Below are 18,343 nucleotides of genomic sequence, written 5' to 3'. Positions count from 1 at the left end.
TTTAAAAAAATGCGTGTTTTATCCTCAAAATAAATTATGTTGACTTTGTCTGGTTGTCTTCATGAAGTACCAATATTTTAGGTGTTCAACACAAAAGATATAAAAATAGTAAGTTACTTTTCTTGTAATACAATTGATTTGGCGGTCGATTTTCCATCTACAATATTATAAAAATATAATTTTTTATCGTTGTATTTAACATTATATACATTAGTCTTGGCATTCCCAAATCTTTGAAATACCACCTTACCTTCATGCTCAGCCTTATCGTTCATATTTACAATGATGTGCCATTTTCCATTTTTATCCGAAGTCATTGTATTATTCTCTACACTAACCTCCTTTCCAAACCATGTCTGAGATTTTTCATTAATAACTTTATATTTTCCGTTCTGTAATAACTGATTTTTATTAGCTTTATTATCTACAACAAAATAGAAAACAAGGCTTAACACTATTCCTATGATAATATAAAACATTGCCAACATAATATTTTTCAAAATAATACTTCCTTTCCTTACAACCAATTTATTTTTCGCCAGCAATTACTTTCAAAAATAAGGTAAACATATTCTTATAGTATTTGCTCTCATAATGATGTGGCATATTTCCCAAAGGCATATTTTCATCACCAATCCACGGACCATTTCGAGTGTCTAATATTCTTGCCCTAGAAAAACATTCTGTTAAAACTTGTTGAAGTCTTGTTGCATCATAATTCAGTCTCGAAATAGTGTGCTTTTTTTGAGAATATTCACTAACTAATCCGCCCTTGCTTTTATACTCAAAATTCATATCAAACAAATGTATTATAATCTGATCTTCTTTAAAGATCGATAATATTTTTTGCTTAAAAATTTTAACCGCTGCTGAAAACTTTTCAAAGTACTTTGAATCATTTTGAATTGTACTTAATTTAACTCCCAGATTTGCATTATTCACAACAAAGTCAGATTCCGCCTGATAAGAATTATAAGAAATAATTCTACCATCTCCAAATTCAAAAACTCCCATTTGTACATCAATATATATATCCAACAAAAAATAATCTGCATTTTCTTTTTTTAAATCTTGCCAAAAAGTTTTTTCCAAATCAGTCCTAACATACTTCAATGAGGTCTGCGGTCGATTAGGATACATTTTTTCTTCGAAATTTATTGGTTGATTACTCACTAACGATCTAATAGAGCTATGAAATTGGGTATAAACAACAGAAAAATATCTTTTATAGTCTGGATTATAATATGAGCTTGACGTGAACATAGGCCTAGTATGACTAGATCCAAGTACAGCAATTCGTACTGGTTCTGGATTAATTACAAGTAGGAAATTAAAGATTGCTTCGCCCAAATCATTTTGTGTAACTTTTAGGGTCATGTTTTTTGTTGAAGAATGAATAGATGCTACTTGAGGTAATTTTAGAACACTACGAATAACAGCATTACTTTCATAAAAAGTTAAATACCCATTGTATTTGCAACGGCCTCTTGATAATTCACCAACGAAATGATTCAAGTCTAATTTAATGGTATTTTCATGCATTTGATACTGAAGAGAACTACCATGTTGTTCTCGAGTTCCACTTTTGTTAAACTCTACAAATCTCACATTTTCAATTTGAACATCTAAATCTCTAACGGGGCTTGATAATTGGATTACTATGCTATCATCTTCAATATCGAAAAATGCATCAGATATATAGCGTCTAACATTTGTTGCCACTCGTAATGCAAAGGTATTGATTTTTGTTTTATATAGAATATATTTTAAATTACTTCCTGCGCTTTTCCATTCATTCTCTAAACTATCAGTATAAATATTAATATATTTCCCAGATGGTGTCTTGATAAAGAAGTCAACAATATCTCTATCAGTCAACGACATTCTTTCTGAAAGATCTATAAAAGATATCTGGACATAACGATCCTCTGTTTGAATTTCACATTCTTCAACTGCATATTCATCGCCATTATTAGGAAAAATTCTCCTTCTAGCATAGAGAGTTAACTTTTCTCCAGAACCGCCCTCAATATAAAAACGATTTGAAGCAATTTGCTTCATTTTAAATCGCTCTAATATAATCTCTTGATTAAATTTAAATTGAAAACTTCCAACTTTATTCAAATTTTTATCAAAATCTATCTGAATATTATCAGAAATACCTTTTATTTCAAAAACATTTCCATATTTCCTTTCTCGAATAGGAATGGTTACATATCCCTTTTTTTGGTTAATTAACTTGATAGGCAAATACTCAGGTGCTTCATTATATAACCTTTTCCCAGTTAATTTTTGAGTAACATAAATATCTTCTGATAAAACGTCACCAGTAATCAATATCTTTGTATTATTCTCTTTGCTTATCTTTAATAACATAATATCTACCTTAATTACCCCCTATCATTAAAATTAATCAAATACTTCCAAAATAGAATAATTTGATTACACACATATATCTTTATTAATCTATTTATCGGATAAATTATTATTAGTATTCAAGTTGAATACAGCAGATAATATATTATTTTTGTTTTTTAAACTAGTTTGCATAAAACTGCTATATACAGGAGATGATTGAAAAACTAAATTCATCTCTTTAATAACTTTTTCAATAAAAATTGGTGTATCATGGGCCGGATGTACTACACCTGATTGTAGTAATGATTTATCAAAGCGCTTTCGCCAACCAAAATTTGTAAAAAGTTTTGGATATTTTTCTCGTAAATCAATACTACTGTATCTTTTCCAATTACACGTTGTTGCTATCACCGATTCATCATTGGGGACTTCTCTACGTAATTCACTATCTTTAATTTTGGTTGATATTTCTTGGCGTATTTTCAAAGATTCCAATGCTAATCTTCTGGAAACTCTAGTGATTGGAAAAAAAACTCCTGATACTGTGTGAAAACTGGTCGTTGCTCGTAATCTGTTTGTCCATGGCCAATTAGTGCTACGGATACCAATGTTAGTTCCAATAAGGTCTATATTCATATTTTGTACACTATTTAGCATTTCAAAAGCATCTTGTCCAATAAATAAGTCAGGTTCCAGAAGCCACATATAATCCCAACCATACTTCAAACATGCATAATACGCATAATCTCCGGCCACCCAACCTATTTTTTTTTCTTTATAATAAAGTCCCATTAATTCTAATAGATTATCATTCATTTCTATCACATTCATATAATCTGGAAATTCATCAAGATCTTTACCATTAGTACAATCCACAATAATATAAATAGGGAATTCTGGAAATATTTTTTTTGCGATTTGATGTATATAATCAATATCAGAGTTATACTGCACAGCTCGTATACCAATAATTGTGTTTAGAAGTTTATTATCAGTCATAAGACTCTTTTCCTCACTTAATTAGGTGTTATTACTTTTTTCGATTATCTGTTAGATTTAAGAAGATTCTACTTATGTAATCATTTTCTTTAACCGCATTCATAGCATGAATTTTCTTAACAAAAATGTCTCCAACTTCTCTTTTTAATTCACGACAAAAGAATTCAACGAGTCTCTGATTATCAAATTCATTCAGTAAAAAATCATTTACCATTTTTTGCACAGATACATATTCTGCCATAGTAATATCCGGTTCACCCACACGATAGAAGTTACGGACATCATTTGGCAATAAATTAAACATCCAATTGTCTTGCTTACTATAATTACCAATATGTAGTAATGAAATAACCTTGTCACCATTTTGAAGTTGCTTAATACGATTTATAATGTTTTGCGGTTCTTTTTTAAAATCTTCTGCATATATAATGTATAAATCAGTTGCTTTTATATCTTCAGCAATTTCTGTTGTATCATTTAAAAATGCACTAACAGTTTTTTTCAAATCATCCTCATAAAATTCAATAAATGGCGTGTTTTCTTTAGGATATTCGTTTAGATTGCTTAACATCCACGCTAATTGGTTTTCATCGTCTGTTGCCCATACTAATTCTGAGAATATTTCAGGATAAAAACCTGCATTTTTAGCATATGTTTCTTTATCATACATCCAATTTATAGTTGGACGCCCTGTAAAGTAAAAATCAAAAATAATACTTGAATAATCTGAAATGAGCACATCAGTCACAGATAACACTTCATTAACCTCTAAGTCACTGGGAACAATTTCAACTGGTGCTCGTTTAATAAATTTCATGGCGTTAATATGCGGCTTTAATAACAATTGGTAATCATTCGGCAGATATTTCTTAAAAATTTCGATTTGTTTTAAATAATCTGCCGCAACATCTTTATAATTACCATTTTCACCACGCCATGTCGGCGCGTAAAGCACAATTTTTTTCGTTGGATCAATTTTAAGGGTATTTGCTAAAACATTCTCACGGTAATTCTCGCTCTTTGCATTTTGAACACGTTCCAACCTTGGATAACTTGCTAATATTTTTTGTGCTTTGTGAATATCACCAATATCCAATGTATCCACAACTCTCTCTTGTGTATACATGTTTGGATTTGTCATCAGTGTAGCTTGTGAAAAACTTCTAATAACATTACGATTTGCCCCGCGAGTCTGCTTCATGTCACGTCCCAATGCTTTTAAGGGAACACCATGCCACGTTTGCCAAACTTTTTGCTCGTCACGCGCAGCAAAATAGTGCGCCGTTGATGTATTGAATATTAAAAATTCTGACACTGCTAACCAGCGCTTATACTCGGGTGAGTTGTACTTCACAAATATTACATTTTCGAGTTCTCTAAATCGATCAAGATGTTGTGAATTTATATTATTAACAATAATAATATGCGTATATTTATTATGTTCGTCATTTTGTAATATATATCTAAAAATAGCGTAAGGATTGTCTACTAATCCAGCACCAAAAAAAGATTCATATAAAATCGTGTTTTGTACTACCGGTAATGATTCTCTATAATGTGTATAATCTTGTGCCCATCTCTTTTGAGCAGTATGTCTAATATTTTTTTGCCAATCATTTATTTGAGGTAATTGCGTCGTATGTTCAATAAGTATAGGATGGTTTTTTCTCAAACTATCTTCAATAATTTTGACATCATGCTCAAAGGAAATATCAGAAAATGTATTCCTGATATTTCCTAATCTTAAAACACCTGATCGCATGATACTGTATTTATGATTTAAAATAACCATTTTTAGATCGTAAATACCAAATGGCATGTTATCCATAGATATTCGGGCATGATAATTTATAGTATGTTCATTTTGACTGATTTTATTGACTGACATCATGCCAAATTTGTCTTCTTTTTGACTGATTACTATATTTATCAAGTCATCTGAAACTATGTCATCATCAAGCTGCATAAATGATGCAGGTACTGAAAAATCAATTAGCAGTTCATTATCAATCTTTTCTAAATTTGAAATCAGTATTGGTCTGTAATCTATATCAATTTGTGGTCTACCCAAACTATCATAATTAAAAGTCACTGCGCGCCCTTTAATATCGAAAATTTGATTCTTGTTTTCAAGATTAAAAGTCAGAACAGACTCACTATTAAATGTCAATGTTTGTGTCTTGTTAAAATCAATGGGTTCAAGATCAAACACTAACTGATTAGCTGATGGTTTTATTTCTATCTCACTACCTGATTGAACCAATGTTATCAACGTATTGACCGGTTTATTTAATGATACAAACATTTGGTAATCTACAATATCTATATTTTCTATCATTAATGTTTTATCATACGCCCACGCAATAAAAAGGTTATTCTCAGTTCTACCAATACCATATCGCTGAATACTATTTTCTTCAAGTACTTCACGAATGACAGTACCATTCCATGCTAATACTTCAACAGTGAAGATTCCTTGACTGGTTACAATTTCCCCAATCACCGGAATAATATCATTTTTAATATTCTGTGACGCAATCTTTGTTAAATCGATATCTAGTAATAAATGGTCTTCTTCGTAGTCAATTTCACCATCGTTAATTGCATCCTGCCCCAAAAGTCTCAAAGTGAAGTTTTCAATCGTATTTAAATCAAATATATTCCCATCTAACTTTAAATTGTTTTTGATTTTTAATGACCAATTATTATTTCGCTTTGTAATATCAGAAACTGTTAAATTTCCAGAAATCTGGCTCTCTAAGTTCATGCTAATTCCTCCTCCTCATAATATGTTAAGAGTTGTTCAAAATCACCACTTCCAACACATCTCAATCTCGCCATTTCTCGATTAGAAAGTTCTGATAACGCCTCTCTACTAAAGTTCGATAATATCCACGATATTTCATCAGTTAACACACTCAAATAAACATCATCGACTTCTCTAAAATGGCGGAGATAAATAGGAATATCTAACTTTAGTACTTTATTTTCATATTCACCCAACGCCAAAGGATTTTGCGATAATGCTGATACACCTGCACGAATAGCCCTCATTCTATCTACAAAATTTGATAATTCAGTACGTTTGTTAGTGATTGACTTATCCCCTACTTGATCTCGAATAAACCAATAATACATTGTTTCAGCAAATATATCGATACTTTGTGCTTTTTGAAACACTGGCAATGTTACTGGAACATCTTCATAAAGCATGGTTGGATATCTAAAGCCTTCCCTTACAAACCACTTTCTATTATATATTTTATTCCATGCTGATAAATCATATACTAGCTCTGGATTATTATATAATGTAGTTTTTTTAATGTTTTTTATAAAAATCTTACGATACATCCAAGATATTTCTGGTCTATTATTACGCCATCGCTTAACTCCACCAGTAATAACTTGTGACTTAGTACATTCAATAATTTTTAACATTTTTTTATACGCACCTTCAGCAATGAAGTCATCTCCATCAACAAAAGCCATATATTTACCTCTAGCAGCATCAATCCCAGTATTTCGAGCCTCTCCCAATCCTTTATTTATTTGATGTGTAATAATTTTGAAGTTACTGTATTTCTTGGCAAATTTCTCTGCGATTTTCAAAGAATTATCAGATGAGCTGTCATTAATAGCTAAAACCTCAAATTCAGAAATATGTAATCCCTGTTTATATAGTGATGAAAAAAGTTTATTCAAATATTTTTCAGTATTATAAAATGTCACAATGACACTTAACTTGAGTTCAAATGTTGATGTGAATGTCAATGACGTATCATTAAAACTAACTAATGAACTATCGTTGGATAGCGTTTTTAAACTTTTGACATATGAAAAATCAAAATTACCTTCTGGTTTCAGAAGGATTTCGTATATTTTTCCTTTTTCAATATTAATCTGGTTCAAATCAATAATCGAACTGCCATTTTCTTCAGAAATAACAATTGGTTCAAAGGTTTTATAACTTGTTTTAACAATAGCATCATATCGTTGATCACTTGCGAATTTAATAGCTTCATTTTCTAATCGTGCATCAATGGTTAAAGTGTTCTCAGCCTTAAGTATTTCAATTGGTACAAATGTTTGATAGAAGTTTAGACGACCATTTATACTAAAATATGCATATGTTTTTAAATTTTTATGCGCATCTAAGACAAAATGTCTATAAATATTAGCTAATTTTTTTTGTGATTCGTCTACTAAATGATATTCGCTATCCTCATTATCTATAACAATTAATTCTATAATATAACCGTGATTTAAAGGGGCAAATTGAGATTCCTGAATAACAAGATTACCATTTTCTACTCTAAATTGTATTGGCAGATCTTTATTATTTTTTTGGATTCTAAGCATAACCTGTGTAATCTTGGATAAGTCTGGTTCATGTAAAGGAATATAAAGTTCATTATTTTTTATCTGAACTTTATCTTGAATCTCTAAGTCTTTATTTAGCATTCTGGTTATCTTAAAAAAAACTAACCGATCGATATATAATTGTCCTTTAAAAATATTGGTAGCTTTTTGTTCTGATTGTTCAAGCAAGTTCATTTTTTCTCTGGACATATAAACCGACTGAACTTTTTCTTTTCCCTCGATTATAGATAAGCTCACTAAGCGATAAATTATCGTGTCCAAGCCATGCTTTAGTATATTGGTTAATTTCGACATATCAATAATTAAACTGCTACTTTTAATACCGAAATTCAGAAAGATTTTCTCCTTATTTGATATCAAATAAAGGCTTTTAATATTCTTGAGATATTCTAACTCACCTTTCAAGTGAAGATATTTTTCGTCAACAAACTTATCAAATGAAACATTCAAAATTTCAATATCTGACAGATCATCAGCTTCAACAGCAAACCAGTTTTCACTACTAAATTTAGCTAATCTAAATTCTCCCACATCATTATAAAAAAATGCTGACTTGTAGCCAACTTCACTAGATAATAGAGGTGTATATCTTTTTTGTCTATCAATCGTGGTGCCCTTATGATAACTGATTGCTGCTTTTTTATCATTAATTAGAGCATAAATTTTATGTTTACCTTGTCTTTTAATACTATCAATAACATCTGAAAAATCTAAATTATAACGATTATCAACTAGACTAAAAGGTATATTGATTGTATCTGACTTAACTTCTATAATAAATCTATCAATTTTTTGATTTATCGTGAGTAAGACATTATCGCCAATAAAAATGCTATTAAAAACTGCAACACTTGTGTTTCTCTGAGGTTTTTTTAACTTTAACACTTTATATTCTCTCCAACTCTAAATTATAAATACTCAATAAAACTTTTCTTGAATTTATTGTGTAAAAAACTACCTACTAACAAAAAAATAATCGTCAAGGACCAAAAAATCAAAGTTGCTGGTAGAAACGTTGCTTCAAACTGAGTATCTGAACGAAGCCATGCATCTCTAATACCATCCACAACATAATTAAATGGTAATAACCTTAAGATATCACCAATAACATTATTAAATGTACCAATTTTAATAATGACACCACCAATCCACATTGTCATCATCATCACAACTCTTAAAATACTGATATAATCTGGAATTAAAATAACAATTGTAGAATTAAATAGAGAGAAACTGTAACTAAATGCTATGGTAGCAAACAAGTAATAGATTGCCCACGGCCATTCCTGAGAAACACCAATCCCTCCTGATAACATAGTCGCTGTTCCTAATATAAACAACGCCAAAAATGTCCATATTGCTGAAGCAATTGATATAGCTGGTAATATTGAAAGTGGAAATTTCATTTTAGACACCATACCGATTTGATGTTTAATTGATTGTGAACCACCCATAATGGCTTCATTCATAAAACGCCAGATAGCCATTCCTAAAAGCATCCAAGACAAGTATTCAGCTGGGTTACTGTGAACTGTACGACTTTGCCCTAAACCAAATCCAAAAATAACAAAATAAACACTAACCTGCAATATCGGATTAAAAATTTTCCATGCTTGTCCTAAAAAGAAATTTTGATACGTACTTTGGTCACCGTATTTAACCATTCTGATGATTAATGGAAAATATATGATTTGCTCCCAAATAATTTTAAACGCATTAATCATTGTGTTCCCCCGTTTTGACTAGTTGATGCAGTACCAGATTCAGCAGATGATTCACTACTAGTTGTGGCTTCCGTCGCACTATTTGAACTCTTTGCTGCCTCCCCAGTATTAGCGGAGCTTGAGCTTGATGGTAGTATAGGTTGCTGGACAGCTGGTTGACTCGGTACCACATCTGCTGGTGCAGAATATGTTATATCAGGTGCGACACTTTCAGCAGCACCGTCATTGACCGTTGTATCTGTTTCTTGATCATCTGGAATGCCATTACCGTCACTATCAGCTATAGCCGGCTCATTAACAGGTGTGCTGTCTACAGCAACAGATGACGTTGCCGAAGTACTAACTTTTGAAGTACTTTTCTTGACTTTGGATGCTTTCTTTTGCGGCTGCTTTTTTTGACTACTACGCTTACTTTGCTCTACTTTTTTAGCCGTTTCATCGCGTTTCGTTTGCGAGTCGGCTAATGCTGTCTTACTAGTAAACGCTATTAAGTTAACAAGTAAAATAACCACAACCCAATTAATGAAACCAAACTTAGTATTTTGAATTTGCTTCTGCGTTTGCTTTGTCGCTTGTTTGACTAATTTGTCTTTTTGCGTTTCTAATGTTTTACGCTTCTCTCGATCAACTCTAGAAGCACTACTTTCTGGAATATCTAGCGCCAATTGTTGCACTGCAATATCGACAGCCGAAAAAGTACGCTGCTCGTGCTTCATATCAGAGATATACTGTTCACGCTCTGGTTTACTTTTCTTATTAAAGTCTTTTTGCCACTGTTCATAATGTGGCATCACTTCAGTGGTTTCCCCCATCTCGCGCATTTCACCAAAATGCATCCAAATGACACGATCAGCAATTTGCTTAACTTGACCTGCTGAGTGACTCACAAAGAAAATTGTTTTTCCTTGTGCTTTAAACTCACGAATTTTGTCGAAACTTTTACTGGCAAAAGTAGAATCACCAACTGAAAGCGCCTCATCAATAATCATAATATCAGGGTTAGTGTGCGCCATAATTGAAAACCCTAACTTGGCTTTCATACCTGATGAATAATTTTTTACTGGTTGATCAATGAAATCACCTAATTCAGAAAAGGCGATAATGTCTGGTGAAACAGTTTTAATTTCTTTTTTTGTTAGCCCAGACATAAGTAATTTCAATTGAATATTGTCACGTCCAGTTAGTGCTGGCTTCAACCCTGCACCAATACTAATAATTGATGTATCACCATTAATGGTCAATTCCCCAGTAGTTGGTGGGTAGATCTCACTCACAATGTTTAATAGGGTTGATTTTCCAGAACCATTTAAACCAACAACACCAATAGCTTCTCCAGCAAAGACATCAAAAGAAACGCCTTTTAGGGCCCAAAAATTTCTATCTTTTTTACTAGAGAAGCTTAAAATATTTAATATTTTTTCAGAACGCGTTTTCATTAATTCAAAACGTTTAGTTATATTTTTGACACTAATTTTTATGTTTTCTGTACTCATAATTTCATTTCTCAAAACTAGATTTTTTATATACCTTCTCAAAAGCTTGTTTTAATTGATGAGTCTCTTGATCAAATTGTTTTTGACTCATTTGCCGATCAGAAATCGTTACCAATTTAACGTGCTTCTTCAATTGTTCACCTAAATATTGCAATTGCCCAACGCTTTTACGCATTGGCACAAAGTTTCCCCGAACTAATCTATCATATCTTACCAGCCAATGACTAATGTCTGTTATCTCTCGAAATCTGTGATGTCCTGTTTGCTGCTGACGAACAGCATGTTTTTCCATCACTTGAATATATTGAGCTTTTTGATAAGCATAAGGAATATGGGTATCAAAAAAACGTGTAAAGGTCGGCAAAGGTAACAAATATAAATTAACTAGATTTATCATACCATAGCGCCAATTGAACACCTTAAAAAATTGTTTTTTAATAATATCTTTCTTATTGTATTCGGCATTAATAATACTTAAATTATTGATAAAAACATGTGCAAAATCATCAACAGGATTAATAATATTGAACCCAAAAATGTCTTTTGGCACACCACTTTTATCAAAAAAATCAGTTTCAACTATTGGTTTCACAATAAACATATCATCATCAAATAGTACAAAGTTTTCTGCTAAACCTTCAATTTTATGAATATACATCTGTATTGCGTTTGAGTTAAATGTGGGTAGTGCGTCAAGAGGCATAAAATCTTCATGATTGACAATATGTATTTTTGGATGATTGGTGTCAAGCCATGTCGGTACTTGATGATCAGTGACGAGATGAATTTTATTAACCCATGGTGCATTTACCTCAACCATTCGAAACCAATATTTCAACATGCCATAATCACGGTATCTTTCGACACTATTCAAGTTATCATCATCTGAGCGGTACTGGTTCTTTTTAACTTGCCATTTTGGATCATTACCATCAACCCAAAGTATCACGAAATCTATCGGCATTTTCCATCCCTATCTTTTGATAAACTGCATACATTTGTTGATCAATATTTTTTCGATCAAAAATCATCAGTTGATTAATACTTTGTTGACCGAGCTGGACACGTTTGTTATCAACCGTTTGCGATAGTAATCTTGCTAATACTTCGCTATCACGCGGATTAAAGGTTTGTCCAATCTCATCATTTAAAATGTAATCTTTAATGCCACGAATGTCAGCACCTAATAGATAGGCACCATCACGAATTGATTCTAACCCAGCTCGTGACAAACCTTCACGTAGTGAAGGCAGTACCGCGACATCAGCAGCCAGATTGATATTTCGAATGGCCGTTGTATAATTCAAAAAGTGAATTTGATCCGCAATATTAAGTTCTACCGACAGTTCCTGCAAATATCCTAACAAACGTCCCTTGCCAGCAATAATATAGTGGACATCGGTTCTGCCTAATTTCTGCAAAGCCTCTAAGACAATGCGGTGATTTTTTCGTGCAGACAGTTCACCAACTGAGACAATGATACGTACATGTTCAGGTAGGTTGAATTTTCTGATGATATCATTTTTAGCTTTAATATGTTCAGTCAGCGTTGAATCTTGTAGTAATTTATAATTTATGCCAACCCCTGCCTGATAATCAATATATTTTGTATGTAAGTGCCGTACAGCTAAAGCATAATCTTCTTTATTAATAACAATCAATTGTTTTGTGATAAAAGATAAGCACCATTCAATTGGAAAAATAAGCCAATTAATTTTTGCACTTGTTTTTGAGAAATGAAATCCGTGAGCAGTATATATCACAGGCACTTTGTTTTTGAAAGCTAGAATTCTACCTAACACTGAGGCGATGGGTGTGTGCACATGAATAAAGGTAAAATGCTCTTGTTTCATTAATTGATTAATATCCCACACAGCATTGATATTATCTAATAAGTTACCAAAGCCACGTCTCAAGCTAATATCATGTACTACTATTTGCTTTTTATATAGCCAGTCAATGAACTTTTGATTACTCGAACCAGAAAGCGTCCCATAGTGTGTAAAATTTGCGGCTACATGAACTTCATAGCCCATATTTTGCAAAATTTCGATATTACGATGATTGAATTGCGCTAAAAACGATGATGTCGATGTTATTATTAATGCTTTTTTTCGAAAAATCGTCTTATACCATCTCTTTCAATAATAATTGGTAACGTACGTAAAATAATCGTAATATCTCCCAGTAATGTCACATGATTAGCATATATTGCATCATAATCAGCTTTTTGAAGATTCTTCAATTGTTTACGTCCATTGACTTGAGCAAGCCCGGTGAGCCCTGGCTTCACATTAAGTGCCCCAGATGCTTGCCTTAATTGCACTAATTCTGTTTCTTGCGGTACAACCGGTCGTGGACCAATTAAACTCATGTCACCCTTCAAGATATTAATCAACTGCGGTAATTCATCAATTGACGTTGTTCTTAAAAATCGGGCAAAACGCGAAACGCGATTTCTAATTTTTACACGCTGCTCACCAACTAAAATTGGAGTATCTTTAGGTAGTGTTCTGAATTTATAAATTTCAAAAATAACACCATGCTGGCCCACACGCTGTTGATGGTAAATAACACTATCTTTTGTTGTAATATACAGTGTTATATAGACAACAAAAAGAAGTGGCGATAACACAATAAGTGCAATTATCGCCCCCATAAAATCAAACAACTTTTTTATATGTTCTTTATACATTCTCTTCCCATTTACTGTCTCTCTAAACAAGTAATGTCTTCATGATATATTCAAAATCAATCAAGCATTATCCCTAGATGTTTTATGTCATTAACAGCAAGTACTTCCTATATAAAGTTATTATAATCTTATCATTTATTACAAGCCTTTTCCATTACATTAATATTTCTTTTAAATAGAAATAATTATTTAATATTTTTATTAATTATTACAGAGTCAAATTGTGAATATACGCACTTTTATAATGATTAACAAACACATCATAAACTACAGAACTTCCATCAAATTATAAAAACAAATCAAGGATGCGTTGCCATGTTCTTCGTAATGATCTTTTAGTCGCCATCCAGTAATTTTTTCATGGTTACCACTCATCAAGACAATTCCAAGAGACTATCTTTATCCATCAACATCAATTTTTAACATCTAATCTAATTTTAATGCCTTTTATTATTAGTAAAGCGATTTTCTAACCACTTAACCATTAAATCAATCTTACAAAAAAGAAGCACATATTTGTGCTTCTCAATCCTATTATATGCTCATATGATTCACTTGCTAACAGATCAATATACAGCATTGCCTGCATTATCGAAGTAAACTTTTTGCCCATTAATTTGTACCAATTGGTTCGAAACTCTCTCGCCAGAATCAGCATCATAATAGTGCATATGACCTGCCTCATCAATATGCGTACCGCCCTTCAATTGTATACCTTTATCATTGAAGTAAAGTACTTGATTATTAATTATTTGTTCACCTGTTACGGCATGACCCTGATTATCCAAATATAACCAAGAACCATCTGGTAATTCACCAAAGTCATTTGTTAGTTTTTCACCATTAATACCTGCATAATAGCTTATTGTGCCATCACTATTTTTAACTTGGTTATTTTTGACTTGTTCGCCATTCTGATTAAAGTATACTTGGTTGCCATTAATTGTCTGTTCCCCTGTCACAGCAACGCCTTGGTCATTCAAGTATAACCATGCACCATTATCCAAACGTTTGAAATCGTTTTTAATTTGCATGCCATCATAATTGAAATACACAATTTGACCGTTGATGTTTTGTTGACCAGTCACAGCAATTCCTTGATCATTCAAATAAATCCATGATTTATTTGCTAATTCCTGCCAGGTATTAGTCAATAGATCACCTGTCTGACCATCGAAATATCGCAAATTGCCCGCAGTATCTCTAATTTCAGTTCCCTTAACCTGAATGCCATTCTGATCAAAATATTGCTCAGACGTCGATCCATTATCTGCAGTAATTATTGTTAGTCCTAGGGCCATGTGCCCGTCAGCAAAAAAATAACGCCAATTATTATCAGGTCCTAAATAGTATTGATTTGAGACTGCTTTACCAGTCTTGTTGTAATAATACTGATTTTGTCCATCAGACAAGTAAGCATCTTGTAATTCAACGCCATTAGGTAAGAAGTAATACTTTTTACCATTAATTTGTTGCGCTCCCATAACCATGTAACCATCGTTGTCGAAATAATACCAATTTGTATTATCTTGAATAAAGGTATTCTTAGCTTGATAACCACTTGTTGAATAAAATGATATTTTACCATTATCATCAGTTGTAAAGCCAGTGCTTGTCTTTTCACCTAACAATTGTTTGGGTAAGAAATCGTTATCACTCGACACATTAAAATATTGATTCGTTGCCCAATCTTTTAGTACATACCAAGCACCACGACCTTGAATATTGGATCCATTAAAGTACTTAGCTGACCACTCTGTGATTTTAACATTTGGATTCATTGGCTTACCTGTAGAAATTTGCTTTGTTTCAAACAAAGTCGGGTAGTCTGCCTTCAATTGATCCAAGAATGCACCACCGTACTGTGCTTGATATTGGCCACCTCCGATTGTTGATGAATCATATAAAGTGTGGTTGATGACGGAATCCGCATCATCTTTTCCAGAACTATTTGTACGATCTGCTGTCACAATTTGTTCCCCTGGTAAATTATATATTTGGTCAGGTACCCAATCGTTAATGGCTTGAATTCCTTGTGCATGTAAGGCCCTCAAAGTATTGACTAATTGATCAACTGTACCATACTTCGTGGGTGTATTGTAACCAATGTCATAACGATCGCTAAAAGCGTAACCATTTTGAACAATTGAATCTAAGAAACTTGTGTCTGTACTTGAACGATATTGCGGTGCTAATTCAAAAGTTGTGATACCAAGGCTCTTAAACAATGCCGCGTTTTGTACTATTTTGACGTTAGTATACTCGTCGGTATTGGTAGGCATGGCTTGAAAATTAGAAAATCCTTCATAGATGACTTGAGAGTCCAACGCTGAATTAGAATGATACGTCGCACCATCTGTGGAAGTAGCCGCACTACTTGCTGTTCTCACATCTTGATTATCGCTAGCACCAACAGGTACCCATGCAGCAAGATAACCAGAAACTTGCGTATCATTGATACCGTAGACCATATCTGATTTGAAAATCAATTGTCCCAAATCATTTGTGCGAACAATTGGTGCCCCAGCATCATCAGTATACATTTTCAATCCATTTTTAGTACTTAACATCAAGGCGCGATAATCTTGATTTTTGTGCGCAGCACCCATATTCAACACAATTTTTTCATCGTTATTTAGATTCAAATCAGTCTTGTTACTAATAACCAGACCAATACCTTCTGTACGTGTCTTATCATTCCCAGCATCTGTTGATTTCATAGAACCGGTTCCATAACGGACCGAAGTAAGTACACCTTGATTATCATGTAGATAAGACATGCCCATACTTTGACCACCAGAGACATATTTTACACGAGACTGCAATAATGAAATAATGGCATCATAATATGGTGATTTTTTAGCCATATATTGCCCATCATCAGTATATAAATCACCATAATACACACGAGGAATTGTATCCTTATTAGTTAATAGTAATGCATAAGAAGAAGGTATATTGAAAGCAGTATATTCTTTATCTGCTTTCAATTCATCTGCATTATATATTGCAAAAGCTTTTTCGATTTCATCAGGTGTAACAGTTAAACCATCTGAATTCGGATTGATTTTATCTTTGACAATTTGTGCAATAACTGTTTGTACTTCACTATCATGTGCACGGATAAACGAGTAATTTGGTTGAGCCGTATTTTCGGTTGCATCTTCTGTGCGATCCACCAGGCTATTCGTAATTGTTTGTTCTAAACCACTACGTTGGCTGACTGGCACATTTAACGCATATTTCAAGCCAAGATGTATTGGAAAGTCCATTGTCAATTGATTATTACCATGCGCTTTGATATAAGCGGCATCTTTGGATTCCCAATCCTCTAAAATTGAGAGATGCGCATTAGCTTGACTATCACTTTGATCTATTTTATAAGCTGCTTTGAAGTAATCGCTAGCAATTTGTAATAAGTCAGCATCCACGTTATCAACAGCATCAACTCGGTAACCATCAAAATTAGCACTTGGATCATTTTGTGTGATAGTTCCAATGTTCATCATGTAGTACAACCAATTTAATTGTTCAGCTTGCACAACTGGATTTGAATTATCCACATCGTTAGCTAACAACATCTCATAACCACCCTGTTGTCCAGAATCCGTAATTTGACCTTTTTGATTAATCGGTGTGCGATTTAATAATCGGTCACCTGAATTTGCATCTGGTGTTTTGTCACTGTTAACATATAACAACGCTCCCCCTTGTAGATGATCATTTGATTTAGATTCACTTGTAATATTCCAGTTTGGTTGTGTCTTAATCCATTGACTGATATCTGTTTTTAGCCAATCAGTATTACCAGACGAACTAATTCTCTGTTCAATATTTTTTTGGACTGACATCGCATTATTAGTTAGATTACTTGTTGGCGTATTATTTGAAATGACCACATCATCTTCTAGCAGTCCAAGTGACTGCATATATTTGAGGTAAGCAATTTGTGTATCTTTGTCAGGCCACCATGACATTAACAATGGTCGAAAATCAGTTACTGTTGACGGTGTCCATGTGGTACCTGACTTTAGAATATCTTTAGGTCGATACCAACTACTAGCTGTCAGGTAACCATCAACATTTGTGAAGCTATCAGATGATAATGAATATGCAGCGTTATGCTTATTATCTATATTCGTAAGACCTTCAACATATTGATGATCATTCGATATCAATTCACCAGTTGCCTTATCAAAATAAAGTACTTGGCCATCAATGACAGCGGTGAAATTCTTCTTAATTTGACCATCATTACCTACAAAATAGGTTTTTCCATCAATTTGTTTGATACTTGGTGATATGCTTTCTACTTGATTCAGTTTTTGCGCATCACTTTTATTCGTTGTTGCTGTTTCTGAAGTTGCTTCAACTGTTTTGTCTGTTGTTATGGTATCAGTTGTTTTGTAAACTGTCGCTGTTGCTTGCATGTCAACTGCTTTAGTTGCTGTTGGTACTGTTGTAGTATCTTTTACTGGTGCTTCAACTGTTTTGTCTGTTGCTGGTACTATTGTAGTATCTTTTACTGGTGCTTCAACTGTTTTATCTGTTGCTGGTACTGTTGTAGTATCTTTTACTGGTGCTTCAACTGTTTTGTCTGTTGCTGGTACTGTTGTAGTATCTTTTACTGGTGCTTCAACTGTTTTGTCTGTTGCTGGTACTGTTGTAGTATCTTTTACTGGTGCTTCAACTGT

At 33.0% G+C, this 18,343-nt stretch carries 11 protein-coding genes; all 11 read right to left on the bottom strand.

All coding sequences use genetic code 11. The features are described 5' to 3' along the window. Positions 1-113: 113 nt before the first annotated feature. Entirely contained in the window at positions 114-500 is a 387-nt protein-coding gene (locus HNQ98_RS02810; protein ID WP_019041637.1) for a hypothetical protein, read from the bottom strand. Between the two features lie 28 nt (positions 501-528). Continuing rightward, a complete protein-coding gene (locus tag HNQ98_RS02805; protein ID WP_184284934.1) occupies positions 529-2,376 on the bottom strand; it encodes a DUF6270 domain-containing protein in 1,848 nt (615 codons plus the stop codon). Positions 2,377-2,466: 90 nt separating this feature from the next. Next, positions 2,467-3,357: a hypothetical protein gene (locus tag HNQ98_RS02800; RefSeq protein ID WP_184284933.1), complete on the bottom strand. Its 891-nt coding sequence runs from the start codon at positions 3,355-3,357 to the stop codon at positions 2,467-2,469. A 31-nt stretch (positions 3,358-3,388) separates the two neighbouring features. Continuing rightward, positions 3,389-6,124: a CDP-glycerol glycerophosphotransferase family protein gene (locus tag HNQ98_RS02795; protein ID WP_184284932.1), complete on the bottom strand. Its 2,736-nt coding sequence runs from the start codon at positions 6,122-6,124 to the stop codon at positions 3,389-3,391. Further along, positions 6,121-8,622: a glycosyltransferase gene (locus HNQ98_RS09340; RefSeq protein WP_184284931.1), complete on the bottom strand. Its 2,502-nt coding sequence runs from the start codon at positions 8,620-8,622 to the stop codon at positions 6,121-6,123. The genes HNQ98_RS02795 and HNQ98_RS09340 overlap by 4 nt, the downstream gene beginning before the upstream one ends. A gap of 23 nt (positions 8,623-8,645) precedes the next feature. Next, positions 8,646-9,461 carry an ABC transporter permease gene (locus tag HNQ98_RS02785; RefSeq protein ID WP_184284930.1) on the bottom strand — a complete coding sequence of 272 codons (816 nt, stop codon included), beginning with the start codon at positions 9,459-9,461 and terminating at the stop codon, positions 8,646-8,648. Then, the gene (locus HNQ98_RS02780; RefSeq protein ID WP_184284929.1) at positions 9,458-10,954 is read right to left on the bottom strand and encodes an ABC transporter ATP-binding protein; all 1,497 of its coding nucleotides are present in this window, start codon (positions 10,952-10,954) and stop codon (positions 9,458-9,460) included. Before HNQ98_RS02780 ends, HNQ98_RS02785 begins: the two co-directional genes overlap by 4 nt. 4 nt (positions 10,955-10,958) lie before the next feature. Further along, the gene (locus HNQ98_RS02775) at positions 10,959-11,918 is read right to left on the bottom strand and encodes a stealth family protein (RefSeq protein WP_184284928.1); all 960 of its coding nucleotides are present in this window, start codon (positions 11,916-11,918) and stop codon (positions 10,959-10,961) included. Further along, entirely contained in the window at positions 11,887-13,002 is a 1,116-nt protein-coding gene (locus HNQ98_RS02770; protein ID WP_311770124.1) for a glycosyltransferase, read from the bottom strand. Before HNQ98_RS02770 ends, HNQ98_RS02775 begins: the two co-directional genes overlap by 32 nt. A 53-nt stretch (positions 13,003-13,055) precedes the next feature. After that, the gene (locus HNQ98_RS02765) at positions 13,056-13,649 is read right to left on the bottom strand and encodes a sugar transferase (protein ID WP_184284927.1); all 594 of its coding nucleotides are present in this window, start codon (positions 13,647-13,649) and stop codon (positions 13,056-13,058) included. A gap of 566 nt (positions 13,650-14,215) precedes the next feature. Then, positions 14,216-18,343: glycoside hydrolase family 70 protein (locus HNQ98_RS02760; RefSeq protein WP_184284926.1), on the bottom strand; the 4,128-nt coding region annotated here is incomplete at its 5' end.

It is taken from the genome of Leuconostoc carnosum (assembly GCF_014207505.1).
Lineage (GTDB): Bacteria > Bacillota > Bacilli > Lactobacillales > Lactobacillaceae > Leuconostoc > Leuconostoc carnosum.
Note: the sequence above shows the minus strand (reverse complement) of the source record. Positions and strands in the feature narration are given on the sequence as shown.

Coding starts and splice junctions, on each gene's coding strand:
- HNQ98_RS02805 (WP_184284934.1), bottom strand. CDS start 2,376: ATGTTATTAAAGATAAGCAAAGAGAATAATACAAAGATATTGATTACT.
- HNQ98_RS02800 (WP_184284933.1), bottom strand. CDS start 3,357: ATGACTGATAATAAACTTCTAAACACAATTATTGGTATACGAGCTGTG.
- HNQ98_RS02795 (WP_184284932.1), bottom strand. CDS start 6,124: ATGAACTTAGAGAGCCAGATTTCTGGAAATTTAACAGTTTCTGATATT.
- HNQ98_RS02785 (WP_184284930.1), bottom strand. CDS start 9,461: ATGATTAATGCGTTTAAAATTATTTGGGAGCAAATCATATATTTTCCA.
- HNQ98_RS02780 (WP_184284929.1), bottom strand. CDS start 10,954: ATGAGTACAGAAAACATAAAAATTAGTGTCAAAAATATAACTAAACGT.
- HNQ98_RS02775 (WP_184284928.1), bottom strand. CDS start 11,918: ATGCCGATAGATTTCGTGATACTTTGGGTTGATGGTAATGATCCAAAA.
- HNQ98_RS02765 (WP_184284927.1), bottom strand. CDS start 13,649: ATGTATAAAGAACATATAAAAAAGTTGTTTGATTTTATGGGGGCGATA.